We start from the raw sequence: 18,116 nt of genomic DNA, 5'->3' as shown, positions 1-18,116 counted from the left end.
ACCGTAATACCTGAAAGTTCAAAGATGTTTTTAGGAATTTTGTTGATCTTCAGGAAAATAGGGATTTAAATGAATTAATACTTCCCTGATGTTATCGTTATTTTCCATAAGCTTCCTTTTAATTGATTTGGCCAAATCATGCCCCTGCTTGATTGTTTTGAAGTGGTCGATGGCTATTCGTAAATCCACTAATACATAATGGCCATGTTCCCGTGCGCGAATGCGATCAATTCGCTTTACCTCAGGAAATTCGGAAATGATGTCCATGTATTCCTGAATGATCACTCCGTCTATATTACGCTCGAGCAGGATATCAAATGCCTCTGTTAACATTTCTTTCGCAATTTTAAAAATTAAATAGGCGACAAAAATACTCGCAGCCTTATCCCCGTAAAGCAGGAAATGGATATCGAGCCGTTCTCCCACAATCGAAATGAGTACTCCAATTGCGGCTGCAATCGATGCGACGATATCTGCCTTATGATCAAAGGCAATCGCTTCAATCGCCTTGCTATGATTCTGTTTAGCCACTCGTAATGAACTTCGATATAAAATGATTTTGGTAATAAAGGAAAAGAGCGCGACCCACATCGCCAAAAAGCTTGGTGATTCCACTTTTTGAAATAAACCACTGATCCCTTCATATGCTACATAAATGGACACAAGCAGCAGCAAGATGCCGATAATTTCGGAAACGATGACCTCGGCCTTTCCATGGCCGTACGGATGTTCTTTATCTGCTGGCTTATCAGAAATTTTTATCACCAACAATACAATAACAGAGGCAAACACATCTGCAGCCGAATGGATTCCGTCTGCAAACACAGCGTCACTATTTCCATACCTACCAATGATTATTTTTCCTAAAGTAAGAATAAGATTGCTAATTACGCTTATCCAGGCTACTTTTTTTGCTATCGTTTCTCGCATTTCCATCATTATCCACCCCTAAGAATCCACCTAGAAATCATAACAAACCTGACCTATATGGGTCTAGAGAAAAAGTTTTGTCCGCTTCAAGATAAGTTAGCCTCAGGCAAACTTGACCCAGCAGTTTTTATAATTCAGACCCGTCTATGTCTTTTTTAATCATTTCCACTTCCTCGACAACGGAAATCTTGTTAATTTGGTCGTGCAGGAAGTGAAAGGCTTGATCTAATTCTTCGCGGGATGGAAATTTGTCTTTTTGTTTCATTTTCTTTAACCCCTTTATTTTTTTGAGTAAAATTTTAAAAAAAAGAAGAAAATACCGATGTAACACCAATAAAAAGGAGTGTTTATTTTGGAAAAAAAGAATTCGAACGCAACTACCGAAATCGCCGGACGTACCTACCAAGCAAGCGATTATCAAAAAAATGATCCTCTTTCCTCTGGACTAGCGACCACACATGAACAAGTAAGTGATTCGTACATGGAAGGCGATATTAGTTCTGACAATGATTCTTCTGAAGGGTAGTAAATTAGAGAAAACAGCTCTCGCTCGAAAGCTGTTTTCTCTTTTTATTATCGTTTGTCATCATCAACATACGGGTCGTGCTCATAGGCCGGTAAATCGCCGAAAGTAGTCATAATTCCTTCTTCATCGAGGGCATCCTCATAATGTTCATGCTGGGGATTGGGATAAACCTTGATATCATTTCCATACATGTCATTACCAACAAAGTTTTCATAGTCCTCGACGTAGCCAATATTTTCATCAGCTTCAGAATAAATATCATTGTAATCGTCCTGTGGAAAAGCTAAATCTGATGGGGTATCAGATGTGCCCCATGCAGCCACAATTTGCCAGGAATCTTCAGCATCAAAGCTAACATTTTCTTTTCTATCGTCCATATCAAATTTACCAAATGGCGGTGCCAGCACCTCTTCCTCAACCGGACGCTGGTGTGAAGTGACTTGGTCCTGGCTATGTTCCATACAGAAGGTGGTATTCGGCAGCGCCTCCAGCCGTTCTACCGGAATCTCCTTTCCACATACCTCACATTTACCGTACCTGCCTTCTTCCATCGCCTCTAAGGCCCGTTTGATATTTGTCAGCTGTGCTTGATAATGCTCATTTAAAGCAATATCTTTTTCACGCTCATATAGTTCGGTTCCCTCATCTGCAGGGTGGTTATCATAGCTCGATAACTCTCCCACCGATTCATGCGCATGGCCTCGCTCTAATCCAAAGTGATCGTTTTGTTTGAGATATTCTTCTACTTCACTCTTTTCCTGCAATAATTGTAACCGTAACTCAGCAAGCTGCTGTGTCGATAGCATGTGTTACTCCCCTTTCATCAAAATGTTCATTTGTCCCAAAATCTATATCGTCCTTTATTTTTCATTTTCTTAGTGTACCTTTCTATTTTCATTTGTTTCGCCTTTGATTATGTACCAAAAATTTAATTCCACCAAAAACCTATCTTTTAATTGCCAGGCAGACTGAATAAGAAGCTTTGCTTGCTTTTTCACCCAAATAGATTATTAAAGGCCTGGAACCCGAAATAAATCCCAAAGCCAATCAACGAAAGACTGGACAAGAAGGAAATGACAACGAGTAATTGAGAGGTTAAATAGTTTCGAAAACTACTGGCCACACTGGCCATGGCAATATCCCATAACAAAAGCCCAATAAAAATAGCGCTGCTGTAGAGGATTAATTGGCTGCTTTCATAGGTTGCAGCTGTCTTCGCAAGCACGGAGCCGTAAATTCCTAACCAAAACAGAATCGTTAATGGATTGGAGATTGACATAAAGAAGCCGGAAAAAAACGATTTTATCAGCGGTTCCCTGCTTCTTGTATACTCTAATTGGATCTTCCCGGCGTTCATAAACGTTTCAATCCCAGTGTACATCAAAACAAAACAGCCAAAAAACCAGAGAAAGGTTTGCATAAATGCAGTTTCCAGAAATTGAACAACCCCTATGTAAACAACGAGCATATACACGCCATCAGCCACAACGGCCCCAACACCAATCAACCACGAGTGTATAAAGCCATGTCTGATTCCCCGATCAATTTGCGCCGCATTAATCGGACCAATCGGTGCCGCCAGTGACAATCCTAACAATATATAGCTTAAAAAAATGTTCAAACAAATTCCCCCCAAAGCCTGTCTCCTCATATTTATTCGGGCAGGGGGAGTTGTACGACAATAAAAAAGAGCTTCCCTTTTCAAAAAAGAAACTCTTTCCTCATAATTATCTTTTCGATGACAAAATTCCTGTTTCCAGCATCTCATTTTCCCCTGTTTGCTGAAGCAAATGGCGCCTTGGCACAGGCAAATTTAAGGAATCAATATCAACAATGTATTTGGGACGCTGCTTTGTCTCTTTATAAATTTTCCCGACGTATTCCCCAATCAAGCCAATTGCAATTAATTGGAGACCGCCGATAAGCCAAATGGAAGTAATCAGCGACGTCCAGCCTGTCTCGGTGTTTCCTAAAAATTTCAGCGTTAAAAAGTAGCCGCCAAAGACAAGGCTCATAATAAAAGAAACTAGTCCAATGACTAAGACAAAGCGTATGGGTGAAACAGAAAAGGAGGTAATTCCATCAAAGGCAAAGGCGAGCATTTTTTTTAAGGGATATTTCGTTTGTCCAGCTTGTCTTTCTAACCGATCATAATAAACCACATCTGAGCGAAAGCCAAGCAGTGGAACAATCCCTCTTAAGAACAGGTTAACCTCATTAAACTTTGCCAACTCTTGGACTGCCCTTTTGCTCATTAACCTGAAATCAGCATGATTATAGACAAGATTAACACCAAGGTTTTTCATCATTTTATAAAAGCCCTGTGCTGTGCTCCGTTTAAAGAACGTATCCGCCGCCCGGCCTTTCCGGACACCGTAAACAATTTCACAGCCATCACGGAACTTCAAAATAAATTCGCGGATAACCTGAATATCATCCTGCAAATCGGCATCAATAGACACGACACAATCCGAAAGCTCCTTGGCTGCAAACAGCCCGGCGAGTAAGGCGTTCTGGTGACCGACATTACCTGCTAATTTTAATCCGCGGACATATTCATTACGTAACCCCTCTTTATAAATTAATTCCCATGTCCGGTCTTTACTGCCATCGTCAACAAACAGAATCTTGCTATGTTTTGACACAAGCGTATCATTAATCAGCTCTTTCAGTAGCTGCTGAAGCTGACTTATCGTCTCCGGTAATACTTCTTCCTCGTTATAGCATGGCACAACAATGGTTAGGACTGGTTCCATCATAATAGTTAAAAACCCCCGATGTCTATAAAGTCTTATATAAGTAAATTTTCCAGGCTGACGTTTTTGATTCGAATATCTTATCGAGCTTGATACTATTTTCCGCGGCATTATCGATTGGAATCGCCGAAAAAATATAGCGGCCGCCCATTTCTTTAAAAACATCTGTATTCAATTGCAAATTTTTTAAATGGCGTTTGGAATCCTTTTTGATCATATATCGCTTTCCAAGCTGTGCTGTGAAAATATAACAGCGGCCGCCCCATTGATCGAAATAGTTACGAATGGTTTTATTTTCCGCTAATTCCTTTTCAATAATTTTCCTAAATTGATGTTTATAGCTTAATGGATAAAAATTATTGTAGGTATCCAGTGTGTAAAAGCCGTTATACTGGGAAATCGCCGGGTGAATACCGATACTGGCAATTCGATATTCTTCCTGCTTCAAGCCAATATGCTCCTTTATTTCATGGAACATTTCCTCAGCGAAAAACTCTTTGGCAGTCGGCTTTTGCCGATAAATAATTTCGTCATTAAACAACCCTAAAAAAAGAATTTGCATGACCATAACCCATTTTGCTGTTTTCGCCCAGCTTATTCCTTGTAGTGAAATAATTTTTAATGCCAGAGCGAAGCTTACATAGATCACAAGCGGCCGTAGAAAGTGATAGCGGGCAAAATTAAAGGTATCCATGAAATGAAACTTTTTCGTTAACGGGAGCCAGCCCTCATAAAACCAAAAGGCATACCAGAGCGACAAGACAAGATTTAAGGCAAATAAAAAAACAAACCACTTTTCCTGCTTCCACAACCTTTTCGAATAGACCAAATAGATGGCAAATAAGGTGACAGGCAAGATAATTAAGCTATGAACAGTCATGACATGGGTGTGCCCCAACAGGTAATTTTTGAAAAAAAGCCGAACAGCGCGCCAAAAGGGAAGCTGGGCATGAAAATACTCATCTCGGCTATTGGGCTCTCCCTTATAGAGAAAGGAAAAAACTAAACGATATTCCACAATCATAAAAATAAATGACATATAAGCAATCGAAAACAAAAAGCGAAGATTCCAGCCCTTTCTCCGGAGAAAATCCGTCAGCCAAAAAATCCCCATCGCACTTAAAAAGAAGAAAAAGCCTAAAACAATACTTGCATATAGAGGCAGCAAGGTTAGTACCAGATAATCCTTCCAGGTTCCCCCATCATTCCGAATGTTAAGAAATGCCCAAAGGGCGAGCGGTATCCCTAATGTACTCAGCATTCCCGAAGGCCAAAATGGTGTTAAGGCAAACGCAAGGGCACTCCCTATTTGCAAGGGCAGCCACTGCTCACCTGGAAGCAGATGTTTTTTTAACAATAAATACATGCCGAAAAAGGCGGCAACTCTTGTTAATGTCTGGCTTAGGGCATAGGCAATCATTGTCGGAAAGAGAGCATACAACCAGACAATGATGCTGTATTCGGTCCCAAAGGCATTCCTCGACAGCTGTCCATTAATGATTTGCGGGATCACCCCGTTTACGCCGCCAAACATTTCCCCGCTTCGCGCCAACACCTTATACCACGCCAGGTTTGAATCCAAATTATCATGAACCCGGATATGGGCATTTTCCTGCAGAATAAATAGCGGAGAAAGATAGACCGCTAGAACAATGAAAGCGAAGAGAATGTATCGCCGCTCTTTTTTTATCTCCACAACCACATCTCTACACCCCTATTCAAAAGTGTATGTCCGTTATAAAGTCTGCTTCTTGGCTGGAAATTATTCCTTTTACACTATTTGGTATCAGGTATTTTTTAAAAAAGGGGATTTCCAGTATTTACATTTATGAAACCTCCTGTTAAAATAAATTTAATCATTAAAATAAATTTTAACGGTGAATTTAATTTTATCGAGAGGATGGTAAATATGTTTAAAATTCTTAAAAACCGGAATTACCTGCGGTTTTGGCTTGGGCAAATCGTTTCACAATTAGGGGATGGATTTACAAGAATTGCGATTGTCTACTTAGTCGCGACCTTAACGAAGGACCCGCTAGCCATTGGTCTGGTCATTTTCGCTCAGCTTCTCCCAACTGCTTTCTTTGGTATCTTCCTAGGCCCGTTAGCGGATAAATACAACCGAAAATGGCTAATGGTCGGGGCCGATTTCTATCGGATGGGGATTGTCTGCTTAATGATTCCCTTCCACCACTCTGCCGTAGCGCTGATTATCTTAATTGCTTTCCAGGGTCTTGGTTCTGCCCTGTTCGATCCGGCCCGTTCTTCATCGATACCTGACCTTGTTGGGGAAGAACATATTCAGCAGGCGATTTCTCTGTCACAATCGACAAGGGCGGCAATGGATATCATCGGTCCTTCAGCTGGCGCGCTGTTAATGATGACCAACAATTACAATTTTATTTTTGCGATTGATTCTGTGACCTTTGCCGTTTCAGCTTTGTTCATTCTCTCGTTACGAAATCTTGGTAAGAATAAATTGGCAGCTGCTCAATCTTCTGAATCATACTTCAGCACGATTGGCTCGGGTGTGAAAGAGGTCATCGGGATGCCGGCCTTACGATTCCTGCTCATCCTGCTGATGCCGATCACCCTTGTCTGCGGAATATTGAATACCAATCTTATTGCCGTCCTCACCAATGAGTTTCATGTTTCCGCCTTTCATTTTGGTTTTATTGAAGCGGCTTCAGCTGTTGGTGTTATTTTCGGCGCTGGTTTTGCCGCTCCCTATGCCCTTAAGAAATTGAAACCAAGTACCATTTTTTTACTGGGTACAGCCGCAATTGGGGTTTTGATGGTAGTAATCATTCCGCTTGATACGCTTCAATTACTTTATGGCATCTTTCCTGTCTATATTTGGAGTATAATGACAGGAGTACTAAATGCCTTTTTAAATGTTCCGTTAAGCAGCATCTTTTTAAAAATAACTCCGTCCGCCTTTAGAGGCAGGGGCTCCTCATTACTGGGGATCACAGCCAGTACCTCGTCGATCATTGGTATCTTGTTTGGCGGATGGCTATCGAAAGAAATCGGCGTATTGTATGGAACAGCGATATCGGGGGCCCTGCTTGTCATCGTCGCTGGATTCATGCCCTTCCTAAAGGGCTATAAAAGCCTGTCTGCTAATCAGCAAACCGAATCTGTTCCTGAGTCAGCAGAACCGGTTGTTAATGAAACTTGGGGGTAAGTATTTGTGAAAAAAATCGATGATATTGAAATAGCCAAAATGATGTTAGATGTTAGAAAAAGAGGAATCTTGGACATTGCCAAAGAAGCTGTTACCGTCGGTCAAATTGCCGAGGAATTGAATGAGAAGCCATCGAGGTTATACTACCACGTTAAAAAGCTCGAGGAAGCAGGCCTGCTAGAGCTGGTTGAAACCCGTCAGCAGGGGAATTTAATTGAAAAATACTATAAGCGGACACAAGCTGCCGGCCATAGTTTTGAGCTTGATGAGGCATTGTTAAAGGAACATCATGGCACCGTTATGGAGGAAATCATGAAACTGCTCCAGCCCGGCCTGAGGCTTCTTCAATCAGAATTAAAAAAAGGTAAGCCCGATTTTGATAAACAAGTGAATTTAATGATTAGCCTGCCGACCTTGACGGGCAGAGAATGGGAAACCTCACACGATCGAATGATGCGCTCGATTCATGATCAAGCGCATCAGGTGGAAACCATTGAGGAATCAAGCCTGCCCAACCTCACCGAGGAACAGCTAAATCAAAAATCTAAATACGCCTATATTATGTTGAGCTATCGGGTCGATGACACGGACGAGGAGTAACAAAAAACCTTCCAAACTAAATTGGAAGGTTTTTTACTATGATAAATGATTTTCATTCTTTTTATAATAAACATTTAATAGGGAATCGAGTTTCTGGCTGCATTGGACAACCTTTGAATTCGAATAACCGTAAAGATCGGCTAAATGAATCATTTCCAGCCTTGTTTTTTCGATAGTTGATAGAAGTGTGTTCAAACCAATACCCATGTCTGCAACCCTCTTTCCTCATTGTAACTATAAACATGTTATTAACCATAATTTATAAGGTTTAACAATTGAAAACAAGTAGTTATTAGAAAAAGATTAGAACTTTTTGTGAACATTGACCTAGTTAAAATATGCCATTTTTTAATTATCAGATTGGGCTTTTTTGTCCATAATAAGTAGTAGAAAGAGGTGTCGGTCGTGCCAAACAGAGTTTATATAAGCTTCTTACGATTGCCGCTCCTAGTCCGCATTCTATTCATTGCACTTCTAGTATTTCTAACATTTGGAATTTCCATTCATTTTTTAGAGCCTGATACCTTCCCTTCAATTTTCGATGGCATTTGGTGGGCAATTATTACTGCTTCAACGGTGGGCTATGGCGATTATGTTCCCCATTCTTTCCTAGGCAGGCTAACGGCGCTAATCTTAATCTTACTTGGAGTCGGCATTGTCTCCTCCTATTTTGGAACCTTGGCAGCAGCTGCCGTTACCAAACAAGATGCCTTTTCCGAAGGCAGAATCCCCTTTAAAGGAACGGGTCATATCATCATCATCGGCTGGAACGAGCGATCGAGAGAGTTAATTCATAAGCTGACAAGCGTTAGCATTCCGCAAATGATTGTCTTGATTGACGAAACGCTTGAAGCAAACCCGGTTAAATCAAGATTTGTTCATTTTATTCAGGGGAAAGGGCATGTGGATGAAACGATTCTCAAAAGCGATATTCAGCACGCAGAGAAAGTGCTGATCACCGCCGACCGGGGAAATGATGAACTCCAGGCGGACATGAATAGCATTTTAACGCTGCTGACGATTAAAGGTTTATGCACTCAAGTTAAATGCATTGTTGAAATTTTAACGGCTGAGCAGGTGGTCAATGCATTAAGGGCCGGCGCGGATGAAGTAATTCAATCAAATAAATTGACGAGTGTCTTTATGGTCAACAGTTTGCATTCTAACGGTGACGGGCTGTTATCAAACGTTGTCCATCAGTTACAGGAAGTCAAATTGTCGTCTTTTATGGCGGAGGAAAAGGACATTGGAAAATGTTTTGGGGAAGTATGCCAGAGGTTGTTAAATCAGGGCTTCCTCCTAATTGGCATTAAGAGAGGAGAGGATACCGTACTTAATCCTGTTCATTCATTTACAGTTGAAGAAAACGACCAGTTATTAATATTTAAATAAAAGAGTACTGATAATTTTCATATCAGCACTCTTTTTTAGTTTTTCTACAAGCGTTTTTCTAATTCTGCTTTCTTTTCTTCAAACCCAGGTTTCCCTAATAACGCAAACATATTAACCTTATAGGCCTCAACCCCTGGCTGATCGAATGGGTTGACACCAAGCAGGTAGCCGCTCATCGCACAGGCTTTTTCGAAGAAGTAGGCAAGGTAGCCAAATGTATATTCATCCATCGCTGGAATCGTAACAATGAGGTTTGGCACGCCGCCATCGGTGTGGGCAAGCATCGTTCCTTCAAATGCTTTATTGTTTACAAAGTCAAGCGATTTTCCGGCTAGATAATTGAGACCATCTAAGTCCGACTCGACTGCTTCAATCGTCAGCTCACGGCGGGGCTTTTCAACCTTGATAATCGTTTCAAACAAATCGCGCCGTCCTTCTTGAACATATTGACCAAGCGAATGAAGGTCTGTTGAGAAGTTGGCTGAAGCTGGGAAAATACCTTTCTGGTCTTTGCCTTCGCTTTCACCAAACAGCTGCTTCCACCATTCTGAAAAATACTGCAGACCAGGCTCATAGTTAATCAGCATTTCGATGGTTTTGCCTTTATTATATAGCGCATTTCTTACCGCCGCGTATTGGTAGGCTAGGTTGTCTTCAAGCTCTGAATGACCGAAGTCTTCTTGGGCCTGGCCAGCACCCGCCATCATTTTTTCAATGTCTGCACCGCTGGCAGCAATCGGCAGTAATCCGACTGCTGTTAAAACGGAGTAACGTCCGCCGATATCGTCAGCAATCACAAAAGTTTCGTAGCCTTCTTCGTTGGCTAATGTTTTTAAGGCACCCCTTGCTTTGTCTGTTGTCGCATAAATTCGTTTGCGCGCTTCCTCTACGCCGTATTTTTCCTCAAGGAGTTTGCGGAAAATCCGGAAGGCAATCGCTGGTTCTGTTGTCGTCCCTGATTTAGAGATGACGTTGATGGAGAAATCCTTGCCATCAAGGAGGTCGATTACATCACTCATATATGATGAGCTAATATTGTTGCCGACAAAAATGATTTGCGGCGTTTTCCGTTTTTCTTTCGGAAGGGCATTATAGAAGCTATGCTGCAGCATTTCAATCGCCGCTCTTGCCCCTAGATAGGAACCGCCAATCCCAATCACAAGGAGAACATCGGAATCAGCTTTGATTTTTTCAGCCGACTTTTGAATGCGTGAGAATTCTTCCTTGTCATAGTTCGTTGGCAGGCCAATCCAGCCTAAAAAGTCGCTGCCTGCACCTGTTTGCTCATGCAAAGAATGATGGGCAACTTTAACAGCATCCCTTAAATATGTAAGTTCATGTTCCCCAAAGAAAGTGAGGGCTTTCGAGTAATCAAAACGCAAGTGTGTCATGTATGATCCTCCTAAATATATTTTCACTACCACTTTATCGAAAGACGGGCGGAATATCAAGGAAGGTCCACTTATGTAAGCGAACCCATTTTAGACAAATTTTTCACAATTGCCTCCGATTTCCTTACAAAATAAAGTTTTGGCTATTTTTCGAAGGGTTTTGGCTACTTTTGAAGGAGTTTTGGCTATTTTTCGAAGGGTTTTGGCTATTTAGACATTTTTTGGAAGCCAAAACACATAAAAAGGCTCGAGCAAAACGCCCGAGCCTGTCCTCACTTATAATGAAGCACGGTAAATCGCTAAAACATCTTCACGATTTAATTTCGCAAAATTACCAAATTCGCCATTTGCCATTGCACGATCGGCCATAAGCGCAAGCTTCTGGTCATCAATATCATAGTCCGCTAACCGAGCTGGTGCCTCAATGCTATTCCAGAATTCTCGTAATTTGCTAATTCCCGCGCGTCCCGCCTCTTCCGCACTTTTCCCTTTAGGGTCAACACCAAACACTCTAACCGCAAGCTGCTGAAAGCGTTCCGGCTTCACGCTTAAGTTATGCTCCATCCAGTGCGGGAATAAAATCGCGAGTCCGCCGCCATGCGGGATGTCATAGACTGCGGATACCGCATGTTCTAGGTTATGGGTTGCCCAATCGCCGCGATACCCCATATTTAAAATCCCGTTTAATGCCATCGTGCCGCTGTAAAGAATCGTGGCCCGGTGCTGATAGTTTTCAAGGTCCGCCAGTAATTTGGGTGCCGTTTCGATCACAGTGGTGAGCAATGATTCACACATACGATCCTGAAAATCGGTATTCTCCTCGAGATGAAAATAGTGTTCAAGCACATGCGACATCATATCGACGATTCCATAAATCGTTTGGTTTCTAGGGACTGTGAACGTATTAACTGGATCTAAAATAGAGAATTTCGGGAATGTCACAGCACTACCCCAGCCGTATTTTTCATTTGTTTCCCAATTCGTAATCACCGAGCCGGCATTCATTTCTGAACCGGTTGCCGCAAGTGTCAACACGGTACCAAACGGCAGCGCCTCATGAGCGAACGCTTTTTTAACGACTAAATCCCAGGCATCGCCGTCATATTTGGCGCCTGCTGCGATTAATTTAGTACAATCGATGACACTTCCGCCGCCCACGGCTAAAAGGAATTCAATTCCTTCTTGCTTACAGATACCCACCCCTTTACGGGCCGTAGATATGCGCGGATTGGGCTCGACCCCGGCTAGTTCAAACACTTCGGCTCCAATTTCTCCTAAAAGTGCGATAACTTGATCATAAAGGCCGCTCCGTTTAATACTGCCGCCGCCATAAACCAGCAAAACCTTTTTTCCGTAAAGTGGAACTTCTTTTTTCAATTGCTCGAGCTGGCCTTCTCCAAAAATCAATTTAGTGGGATTCCAAAAAGTGAAATTTTGCAAAATAAACACCATCCTTTTCACTATTAATTATTATGTATTCGAAGTTGTTTTGCAAAAATCATGATTTCCTATTTATTCCGAAAAAAATTCCCCGCATCAATGGATGCAAGGATTTCAATTAAAGCCAACCTCGAAAACGGGAGGCCTCTGCCATTTTTCTGACCCCAACCATATATGCAGCTAACCGCATACTGATATTGCGGCTTTCGGCAAGGTCATAAACATCATTGAATGATTTGACGAGCCTTTCCCGTAATTTCACGGCTACTTCCTCTTCCGTCCAATAATATCCCTGGTTATTTTGAACCCACTCAAAATAGGAAACGGTGACGCCGCCCGCACCGGCCAGCACATCGGGAACCAACAAAATCCCGCGTTCTGTAAGAATCTTGGTTGCTTCCAGCGTCGTCGGCCCATTCGCTGCTTCCACTACAATACCGGCTTTGATGCTGCCTGCATTTTCGGCGGTAATCTGGTTTGAAACAGCCGCCGGCACCAAAATATCACAGTCGTGCTCGAGCAATGCTTGGTTCGTAATTGCACCCTCAAACAGTGTCGTCACTGTACCAAAGCTGTCACGGCGGTCGAGCAGATAATTTATATTCAAGCCATCTGGATGATAAATCGCCCCATAAACATCGGAAATCCCGACGATAATCACTCCTGAATCATGGAGAAATTTAGCGATGTAGCCTCCGGCATTTCCAAATCCTTGGATGATTACACGAGCGCCTTTCAATTGAATCCCACGCCTTTTTGCCGCTTCTTCGATACAAATGATTACGCCCTTAGCACCTGCTTTTTCACGGCCCTCAGAGCCACCAAGCACGAGCGGTTTCCCAGTGATAAAGCCGGGGGAGTCGTATTGACGGAGAGAGCTGTATTCATCCAGCATCCAGGCCATAATCTGCGAATTTGTATACATATCCGGTGCCGGTATATCCTTAACTTGGCCGACAATTTGGCTGATAGACCGGACATAGCCGCGGCTTAAACGTTCAAGCTCACCAAATGACATGGTGCGCGGGTTACAGATAATTCCGCCCTTTCCTCCCCCGAAGGGTAAATCGGCGATGCCGCATTTTAGGCTCATCCACATCGATAACGCCTTTATCTCATCAACATTTATCCGCGGATGAAAGCGGACACCGCCCATTGTCGGTCCAACTGCATCATTATGCTGGGCCCTGAATCCGCTGAAGATTTTTGTAGAGCCGTCATCCATCCGGACAGGAATCCTAACACTGACTGTCCGGATAGGTTCTGCTAATAAGTGATACATCTCCTCGTTGTAGCCTGATTTTTTTAATGCATCATGAATAACAATCTGTGTTGATGTAAGAAGGTTTAACATCTCCTGTTTCTTTCCATCTCCATCAGTAGTCCCCATTTTGGCACCCCTAGTTATTTTTCATCCTAATACTTTGTTAATCCGCTCAATCGCCCAATCCAACTCTTCTTTACTAATGACAAGCGGCGGCGCAAACCGAATGACCGTATCATGTGTTTCCTTACACAGTAGTCCATTGTCTTTTAATTGTTCACAATATTTACGCGCTGGTTCTGTCAGTTCCACACCAATAAACAATCCGCGTCCGCGAACATCCTTAATCCGTGGATTGTTAATCTCTTTTAATTTATTTATAAAATACTCTCCAAGCTCTAAGGATCTTTCAGCGAGTTTCTCATCCACCAGCACATCAAGAGACGCAATCGAAACAGCACAAGCCATCGGGTTTCCGCCGAAGGTAGAACCATGTGATCCCGGATTAAAGACGCCTAATATATCCTTATTGGCCACGACACATGAGATAGGAAATACGCCGCCGCCGAGTGCTTTACCGAGGATATACATATCAGGCTCAATCCCCTCCCACTCGCAAGCAAACATTTTTCCCGTCCGTGCCAAGCCTGCTTGAATTTCATCAGCAATAAAGAGGACATTATTTTCCTGACAAACATCAAAGGCTGCCTTGATAAAGCCTTCCGGTGGAATCACAATCCCCGCTTCTCCTTGAATTGGTTCGATTAGAAACGCTGCCGTGTTTGGCGTAATTGCGGCTTTTAATGCCTCTAAATCACCATAAGGGATCAGCTTAATCCCAGGAAGCATCGGTCCAAAGCCGCGCTTATATTCATCATCAGAGGATAGCGAAACCGCTGTCATTGTTCTGCCGTGAAAATTGCCAACACAGGCTATAATCTCTGCTTGGTCTTCGGCGACACCCTTTACATCATAGCTCCAGCGCCGAGCAGCTTTAACAGCCGTCTCAACCGCTTCCGCACCTGTGTTCATTGGCAGGACCATTTCTTTTTTCGTTAATTGACAAATCTTTTCATACCATGGACCGAGCTGGTCATTGTGGAAAGCACGTGAGGTTAACGTTACCTTATCTGCCTGATCCTTTAATGCTTGAATGATTTTCGGATGGCGGTGGCCCTGGTTTACGGCAGAATAAGCACTAAGCATATCCATATATTTGTTTCCTTCTGGATCTTCCACCCAGACACCTTCTGCACGGGAGATAATAATTGGCAGTGGATGATAATTATTTGCGCCATATTTCTCTGTTTGTTCAATCAATTCGTTTGAGTTTACTTTTGCCCTCATACTAGATTTCCCTCCCTTTCACACCTTTTAATTATATGTACCATTCTATTGTAGCCGAGCCAGAAAAAAGAATGAACCCTTTTTATTTTTAAAATAAAAAAAGCCTGGACCAAACTACAATAAATTGCAGGGCCGAGGCTTTTAAAAAAATTACTTTTTAATTAGATCTTCTCGCTGTGACTGGTCAATCCACTCTTGAAGCTTATCTTTTAATGTATTAAATCCTTGCTGGCCTTCAGCCTCAGGGATAATCGCTGCTGCTTGGCGCTTGCGCGGCTTCTTTGCTTTTGTTATTTGTTGAACAGGAGATTCTTCTGTGGCCCGGATTGAAAGACCAATTTTCCCTGCACCTTCATCAACTGATAATACCTTTACCTGTACTTCATCGCCCACTTTAAGATGTTCATTAATATCCTTCACATAACCGTGCGTGATTTCTGAAATATGCACAAGACCCTGTGTATTTTCATCTAAGGCAACGAATGCACCATATGGTTGAATTCCTGTAACTTTACCGGCTAATATACTTCCTGTTTCAATCTTTTCTGTCATGTAAACACTCCTAAGTAAATGAATTATTAATCCCTTATATACGCATTAAAAGATTATATCACAATATATAGCTTTAAGCAAAAAAGCTTATCGTATCCAAAACAAGTTCTCTCCTAATGGATAGGCTGTGTAAAAGAATATTGTTGATTTTGATCACAATGTTGATTGGAGTGGAAGGCGCGAGACTCCTGCGGGATCAGCGGGACAGGTGAGACCCCGCAGGCGCTTTAGCGCCGAGGAGGCTCACCGCCCGCCCCGCGGAAAGCGAAGCGCCTGGAACGGAAATCAACATTCACTTTTAACACAGCCATTGGATATGAAAAATTGTCAGAGGTTCTTAACAAATTATTCACAAAAGGAATAAAAAAAGCCAACTATCTGATGATATACTAATAGTGAGTAACTATCCTTTCTAAGAGAGGTGACCAGTATGAATTCAATCGGCCACACCATTAAAACTTCCCGTGAAATGCTAAAAATGACCCAGCAGGAGCTGGCTCAAAAGGTTAGAGTGGGAACACATACAATTGAGAAATATGAATCTGGGGAACAAATTCCAAGCACTCAGACAATCCTGAAATTATCTACTGTTCTCGATATCCCTGCATCTGAGTTATTAAAGTTCAATCAGATTCATACACCATCCACTTCTACGGACCACGTATAAAAAAATTCACTATGGCTGAAAAGCGGTAAAATGTACCGCTTTTTTTATTTTTTCTTGAATAGAACGATAAAAATTTGGAAATGCTTATGACATAATGCTTTCTAGTATTCCCCCCTTTTTGAAGTGGACAGCCCGAATGGGCATGTCCACTTTTTTTGCATTAAATTGAACAAGTTTCGTTTGCTTTGATGACTAATAGTTCAGCCGCAATTTTCACGCAGTCATGGATTGGAATCAGTTTTTCAAATGAAAATTCGTAAATGGTTTGGATTCTCTTGGCCAGCTTTGCACAATCATTCAGTTCATGAAGCGCTTGAATCACATCAGCAATTTCCGTTTCATAGCTGCCATTTTTCAGTTGAAAGGGATCCCATTCATTTAAAACATCGACATATTGCAAATTAGTTAGAATTTCTTTTCTCATATTTTTTAGCTCCTATTATTGGTACATTGAATGAAAATATTTTATCATAAAGATGAGAAACTATAAAAATTGAATTGGTGGTGGGTGAATGACGATTTTTAATGAGAAGATTGACCGAAAGGAAAAAGACGAGCTATTAACTAGCTCGTCTTTTCGATTATTTATCCAGCCATTCCGTATGGAAAGCCCCTTCGCGATCCACCCTTTGGTACGTATGGGCCCCGAAATAGTCTCTTTGGGCCTGGAGCAAGTTGGCAGGCAGCACCTCTGAGCGGTAGCTGTCATAATAAGCAAGTGCGCTTGAGAGGCCAGGCACAGGTATGCCTGCTTTAATCGCAATGGTTACTACTTCTCTTGCGGCATCCTGATAATCCGCAACAATCGCTTGAAAATAGGAATCCATTAATAAATTGTCTAAGTCTGGATTACGGTCGTAGGCTTCCTTAATATTCTGCAGGAAGGCTGCCCGGATAATACAGCCGCCGCGGAAAATCATCGCAATTTCTCCCGGCTTCAAGTTCCAATCGTATTCTTCGGAAGCCTTTTTCAATTGGGCAAAGCCTTGTGCATAAGAAATAATCTTACTTAGGTACAAGGTTTTCCGAATCAGCTCAATAAACTCCTGCTTATTGCCGGCAAATTCATTCGCAGCCGGGCCCCTTAATACCTTACTTGCACGGACGCGCTCATCCTTCATCGCCGATAAAAAGCGGGAGAAAACGGATTCTGTAATAATCGACAGCGGAACACCTAAATCAAGTGAACTTTGACTTGTCCATTTTCCAGTCCCTTTTTGACCGGCTGTATCAAGAATAACATCCACCAACGGCTTGCCCGTTTCCGGATCTATTTTTGTAAAAATATCGGCCGTTATTTCAATTAAATAGCTGTCAAGCTCTCCTTGATTCCATTCTTTAAACACTTCATGAAGTTCTCCAACAGACAAACCAAGCAGATCTCTCATTAAATGATAGGACTCACAAATTAACTGCATATCACTATACTCAATGCCATTATGCACCATTTTCACATAGTGCCCGGCCCCATTTGGACCAATATATGTACAGCATGGATCTCCATTTACCTTGGCAGAGATGGCTGTTAACAGCGGGCCGACTGCATCATACGCTTCCTTTTGCCCGCTTGGCATGATAGCCGGGCCTGTCAGCGCCCCTTCTTCTCCACCAGAAACTCCAGCGCCGATAAAGAGAATTTCTTTTTCAGCGAGTTCTTTATTTCTGCGGATTGTATCTTGATAAAAACTGTTTCCGCCATCTATCAGGATATCGCCTTTATCCAAATGAGGCACTAAGGATTCAATCGCTTTATCGGTAATGACGCCGGCATTCACCATTAATAAAATTTTTCGCGGACTTTCTAACGATTGCACAAAATCTACAATATTTGTCGTTCCAACTAACTTTTTCCCTTTATTATTTTCTAAAACTTCATTTACTTTCTCTGCTGATAGGTCGTATACCGAGACCGGGAAGCCTTTGCTTTCAAAATTTAAGGCCAAACTTCTTCCCATTACTCCGACACCAACGACTCCTACTTGTTGTTTTTCCACTCTAACTCATCCCTTCAAGGTGTTAAAAAAATTCAATTAGCTATATTATATATGAAAATTTATTAAACTC

General features: G+C 42.1%; 19 protein-coding genes. 5 read left to right on the top strand and 14 right to left on the bottom strand.

Translation table 11 applies throughout. The features are described 5' to 3' along the window. Positions 1 to 30: 30 nt before the first annotated feature. Positions 31 to 939, bottom strand: coding sequence for a cation diffusion facilitator family transporter (locus tag BANVL01_RS12955; protein ID WP_066091366.1), 909 nt, complete (start codon positions 937 to 939; stop codon positions 31 to 33). A gap of 118 nt (positions 940 to 1,057) precedes the next feature. Continuing rightward, on the bottom strand, positions 1,058 to 1,195 hold the full coding sequence (locus BANVL01_RS27255) for a hypothetical protein (protein ID WP_156482276.1): 138 nt from the start codon (positions 1,193 to 1,195) through the stop codon (positions 1,058 to 1,060). A gap of 87 nt (positions 1,196 to 1,282) precedes the next feature. On the opposite strand from BANVL01_RS27255, the gene BANVL01_RS26770 reads away from it, so the two are divergent. Beyond that, the gene (locus BANVL01_RS26770; RefSeq protein WP_082804973.1) at positions 1,283 to 1,456 is read left to right on the top strand and encodes a YozQ family protein; all 174 of its coding nucleotides are present in this window, start codon (positions 1,283 to 1,285) and stop codon (positions 1,454 to 1,456) included. 47 nt (positions 1,457 to 1,503) lie between these two features. Here the strand turns inward: BANVL01_RS26770 and BANVL01_RS12950 are convergent, their stop codons facing one another. The 4 genes from BANVL01_RS12950 to BANVL01_RS12935 all read right to left on the bottom strand — a co-directional run bounded on the left by BANVL01_RS12950 (position 1,504) and on the right by BANVL01_RS12935 (position 5,914). Next, a complete protein-coding gene (locus BANVL01_RS12950; RefSeq protein ID WP_066091368.1) occupies positions 1,504 to 2,262 on the bottom strand; it encodes a TraR/DksA C4-type zinc finger protein in 759 nt (252 codons plus the stop codon). 188 nt (positions 2,263 to 2,450) lie between these two features. After that, positions 2,451 to 3,077 carry a LysE family transporter gene (locus BANVL01_RS12945; protein ID WP_066091369.1) on the bottom strand — a complete coding sequence of 209 codons (627 nt, stop codon included), beginning with the start codon at positions 3,075 to 3,077 and terminating at the stop codon, positions 2,451 to 2,453. A gap of 106 nt (positions 3,078 to 3,183) precedes the next feature. After that, complete coding sequence (locus BANVL01_RS12940) at positions 3,184 to 4,215, bottom strand: glycosyltransferase (RefSeq protein ID WP_066091371.1); 1,032 nt, start codon at positions 4,213 to 4,215, stop codon at positions 3,184 to 3,186. Positions 4,216 to 4,237: 22 nt separating this feature from the next. Next, a complete protein-coding gene (locus BANVL01_RS12935) occupies positions 4,238 to 5,914 on the bottom strand; it encodes a DUF6044 family protein (protein WP_066091374.1) in 1,677 nt (558 codons plus the stop codon). Positions 5,915 to 6,121: 207 nt separating this feature from the next. Between BANVL01_RS12935 and BANVL01_RS12930 the strand changes: the two genes are divergently transcribed. Then, entirely contained in the window at positions 6,122 to 7,399 is a 1,278-nt protein-coding gene (locus BANVL01_RS12930; RefSeq protein ID WP_066096894.1) for an MFS transporter, read from the top strand. Between the two features lie 6 nt (positions 7,400 to 7,405). Continuing rightward, positions 7,406 to 7,999, top strand: coding sequence for a winged helix-turn-helix domain-containing protein (locus BANVL01_RS12925; RefSeq protein WP_066091376.1), 594 nt, complete (start codon positions 7,406 to 7,408; stop codon positions 7,997 to 7,999). Positions 8,000 to 8,035: 36 nt separating this feature from the next. On the opposite strand, the gene BANVL01_RS26765 is transcribed toward BANVL01_RS12925, so the two are convergent. Then, the gene (locus tag BANVL01_RS26765; RefSeq protein WP_082804972.1) at positions 8,036 to 8,206 is read right to left on the bottom strand and encodes an aspartyl-phosphate phosphatase Spo0E family protein; all 171 of its coding nucleotides are present in this window, start codon (positions 8,204 to 8,206) and stop codon (positions 8,036 to 8,038) included. Between the two features lie 198 nt (positions 8,207 to 8,404). On the opposite strand from BANVL01_RS26765, the gene BANVL01_RS12920 reads away from it, so the two are divergent. Next, on the top strand, positions 8,405 to 9,391 hold the full coding sequence (locus tag BANVL01_RS12920) for a potassium channel family protein (protein WP_066091379.1): 987 nt from the start codon (positions 8,405 to 8,407) through the stop codon (positions 9,389 to 9,391). Positions 9,392 to 9,435: 44 nt separating this feature from the next. On the opposite strand, the gene BANVL01_RS12915 is transcribed toward BANVL01_RS12920, so the two are convergent. From BANVL01_RS12915 to yugI, 5 genes are all read right to left on the bottom strand, one after another. Next, entirely contained in the window at positions 9,436 to 10,782 is a 1,347-nt protein-coding gene (locus BANVL01_RS12915) for a glucose-6-phosphate isomerase (protein WP_066091381.1), read from the bottom strand. A 276-nt stretch (positions 10,783 to 11,058) separates the two neighbouring features. Beyond that, positions 11,059 to 12,222 (bottom strand): iron-containing alcohol dehydrogenase, encoded by a 1,164-nt coding sequence (locus tag BANVL01_RS12910; protein ID WP_066091383.1) that lies wholly within the window; start codon positions 12,220 to 12,222, stop codon positions 11,059 to 11,061. Between the two features lie 118 nt (positions 12,223 to 12,340). Next, a complete protein-coding gene (locus tag BANVL01_RS12905; RefSeq protein WP_066091384.1) occupies positions 12,341 to 13,612 on the bottom strand; it encodes a Glu/Leu/Phe/Val family dehydrogenase in 1,272 nt (423 codons plus the stop codon). 21 nt (positions 13,613 to 13,633) lie between these two features. Beyond that, positions 13,634 to 14,833 carry an ornithine--oxo-acid transaminase gene (locus tag BANVL01_RS12900; protein WP_066091387.1) on the bottom strand — a complete coding sequence of 400 codons (1,200 nt, stop codon included), beginning with the start codon at positions 14,831 to 14,833 and terminating at the stop codon, positions 13,634 to 13,636. A 150-nt stretch (positions 14,834 to 14,983) separates the two neighbouring features. Next, on the bottom strand, positions 14,984 to 15,385 hold the full coding sequence (gene yugI / locus BANVL01_RS12895; protein ID WP_066091389.1) for a S1 domain-containing post-transcriptional regulator GSP13: 402 nt from the start codon (positions 15,383 to 15,385) through the stop codon (positions 14,984 to 14,986). Between the two features lie 430 nt (positions 15,386 to 15,815). Here yugI and BANVL01_RS12890 point away from each other — a divergent pair, with 430 nt between their 5' ends. Next, on the top strand, positions 15,816 to 16,052 hold the full coding sequence (locus tag BANVL01_RS12890) for a helix-turn-helix domain-containing protein (RefSeq protein WP_066091391.1): 237 nt from the start codon (positions 15,816 to 15,818) through the stop codon (positions 16,050 to 16,052). 160 nt (positions 16,053 to 16,212) lie between these two features. On the opposite strand, the gene BANVL01_RS12885 is transcribed toward BANVL01_RS12890, so the two are convergent. Both BANVL01_RS12885 and gnd read right to left on the bottom strand, forming a co-directional pair. Then, complete coding sequence (locus tag BANVL01_RS12885) at positions 16,213 to 16,476, bottom strand: DUF1871 family protein (RefSeq protein ID WP_066091393.1); 264 nt, start codon at positions 16,474 to 16,476, stop codon at positions 16,213 to 16,215. Positions 16,477 to 16,633: 157 nt separating this feature from the next. Next, complete coding sequence (gene gnd / locus BANVL01_RS12880) at positions 16,634 to 18,046, bottom strand: NADP-dependent phosphogluconate dehydrogenase (RefSeq protein WP_066091395.1); 1,413 nt, start codon at positions 18,044 to 18,046, stop codon at positions 16,634 to 16,636. Positions 18,047 to 18,116: the final 70 nt, after the last annotated feature.

This window comes from Neobacillus novalis NBRC 102450 (assembly GCF_001591805.1).
GTDB classification, from domain to species: Bacteria; Bacillota; Bacilli; order Bacillales; family Cytobacillaceae; genus Neobacillus; species Neobacillus novalis.
Note: the sequence above shows the minus strand (reverse complement) of the source record. Positions and strands in the feature narration are given on the sequence as shown.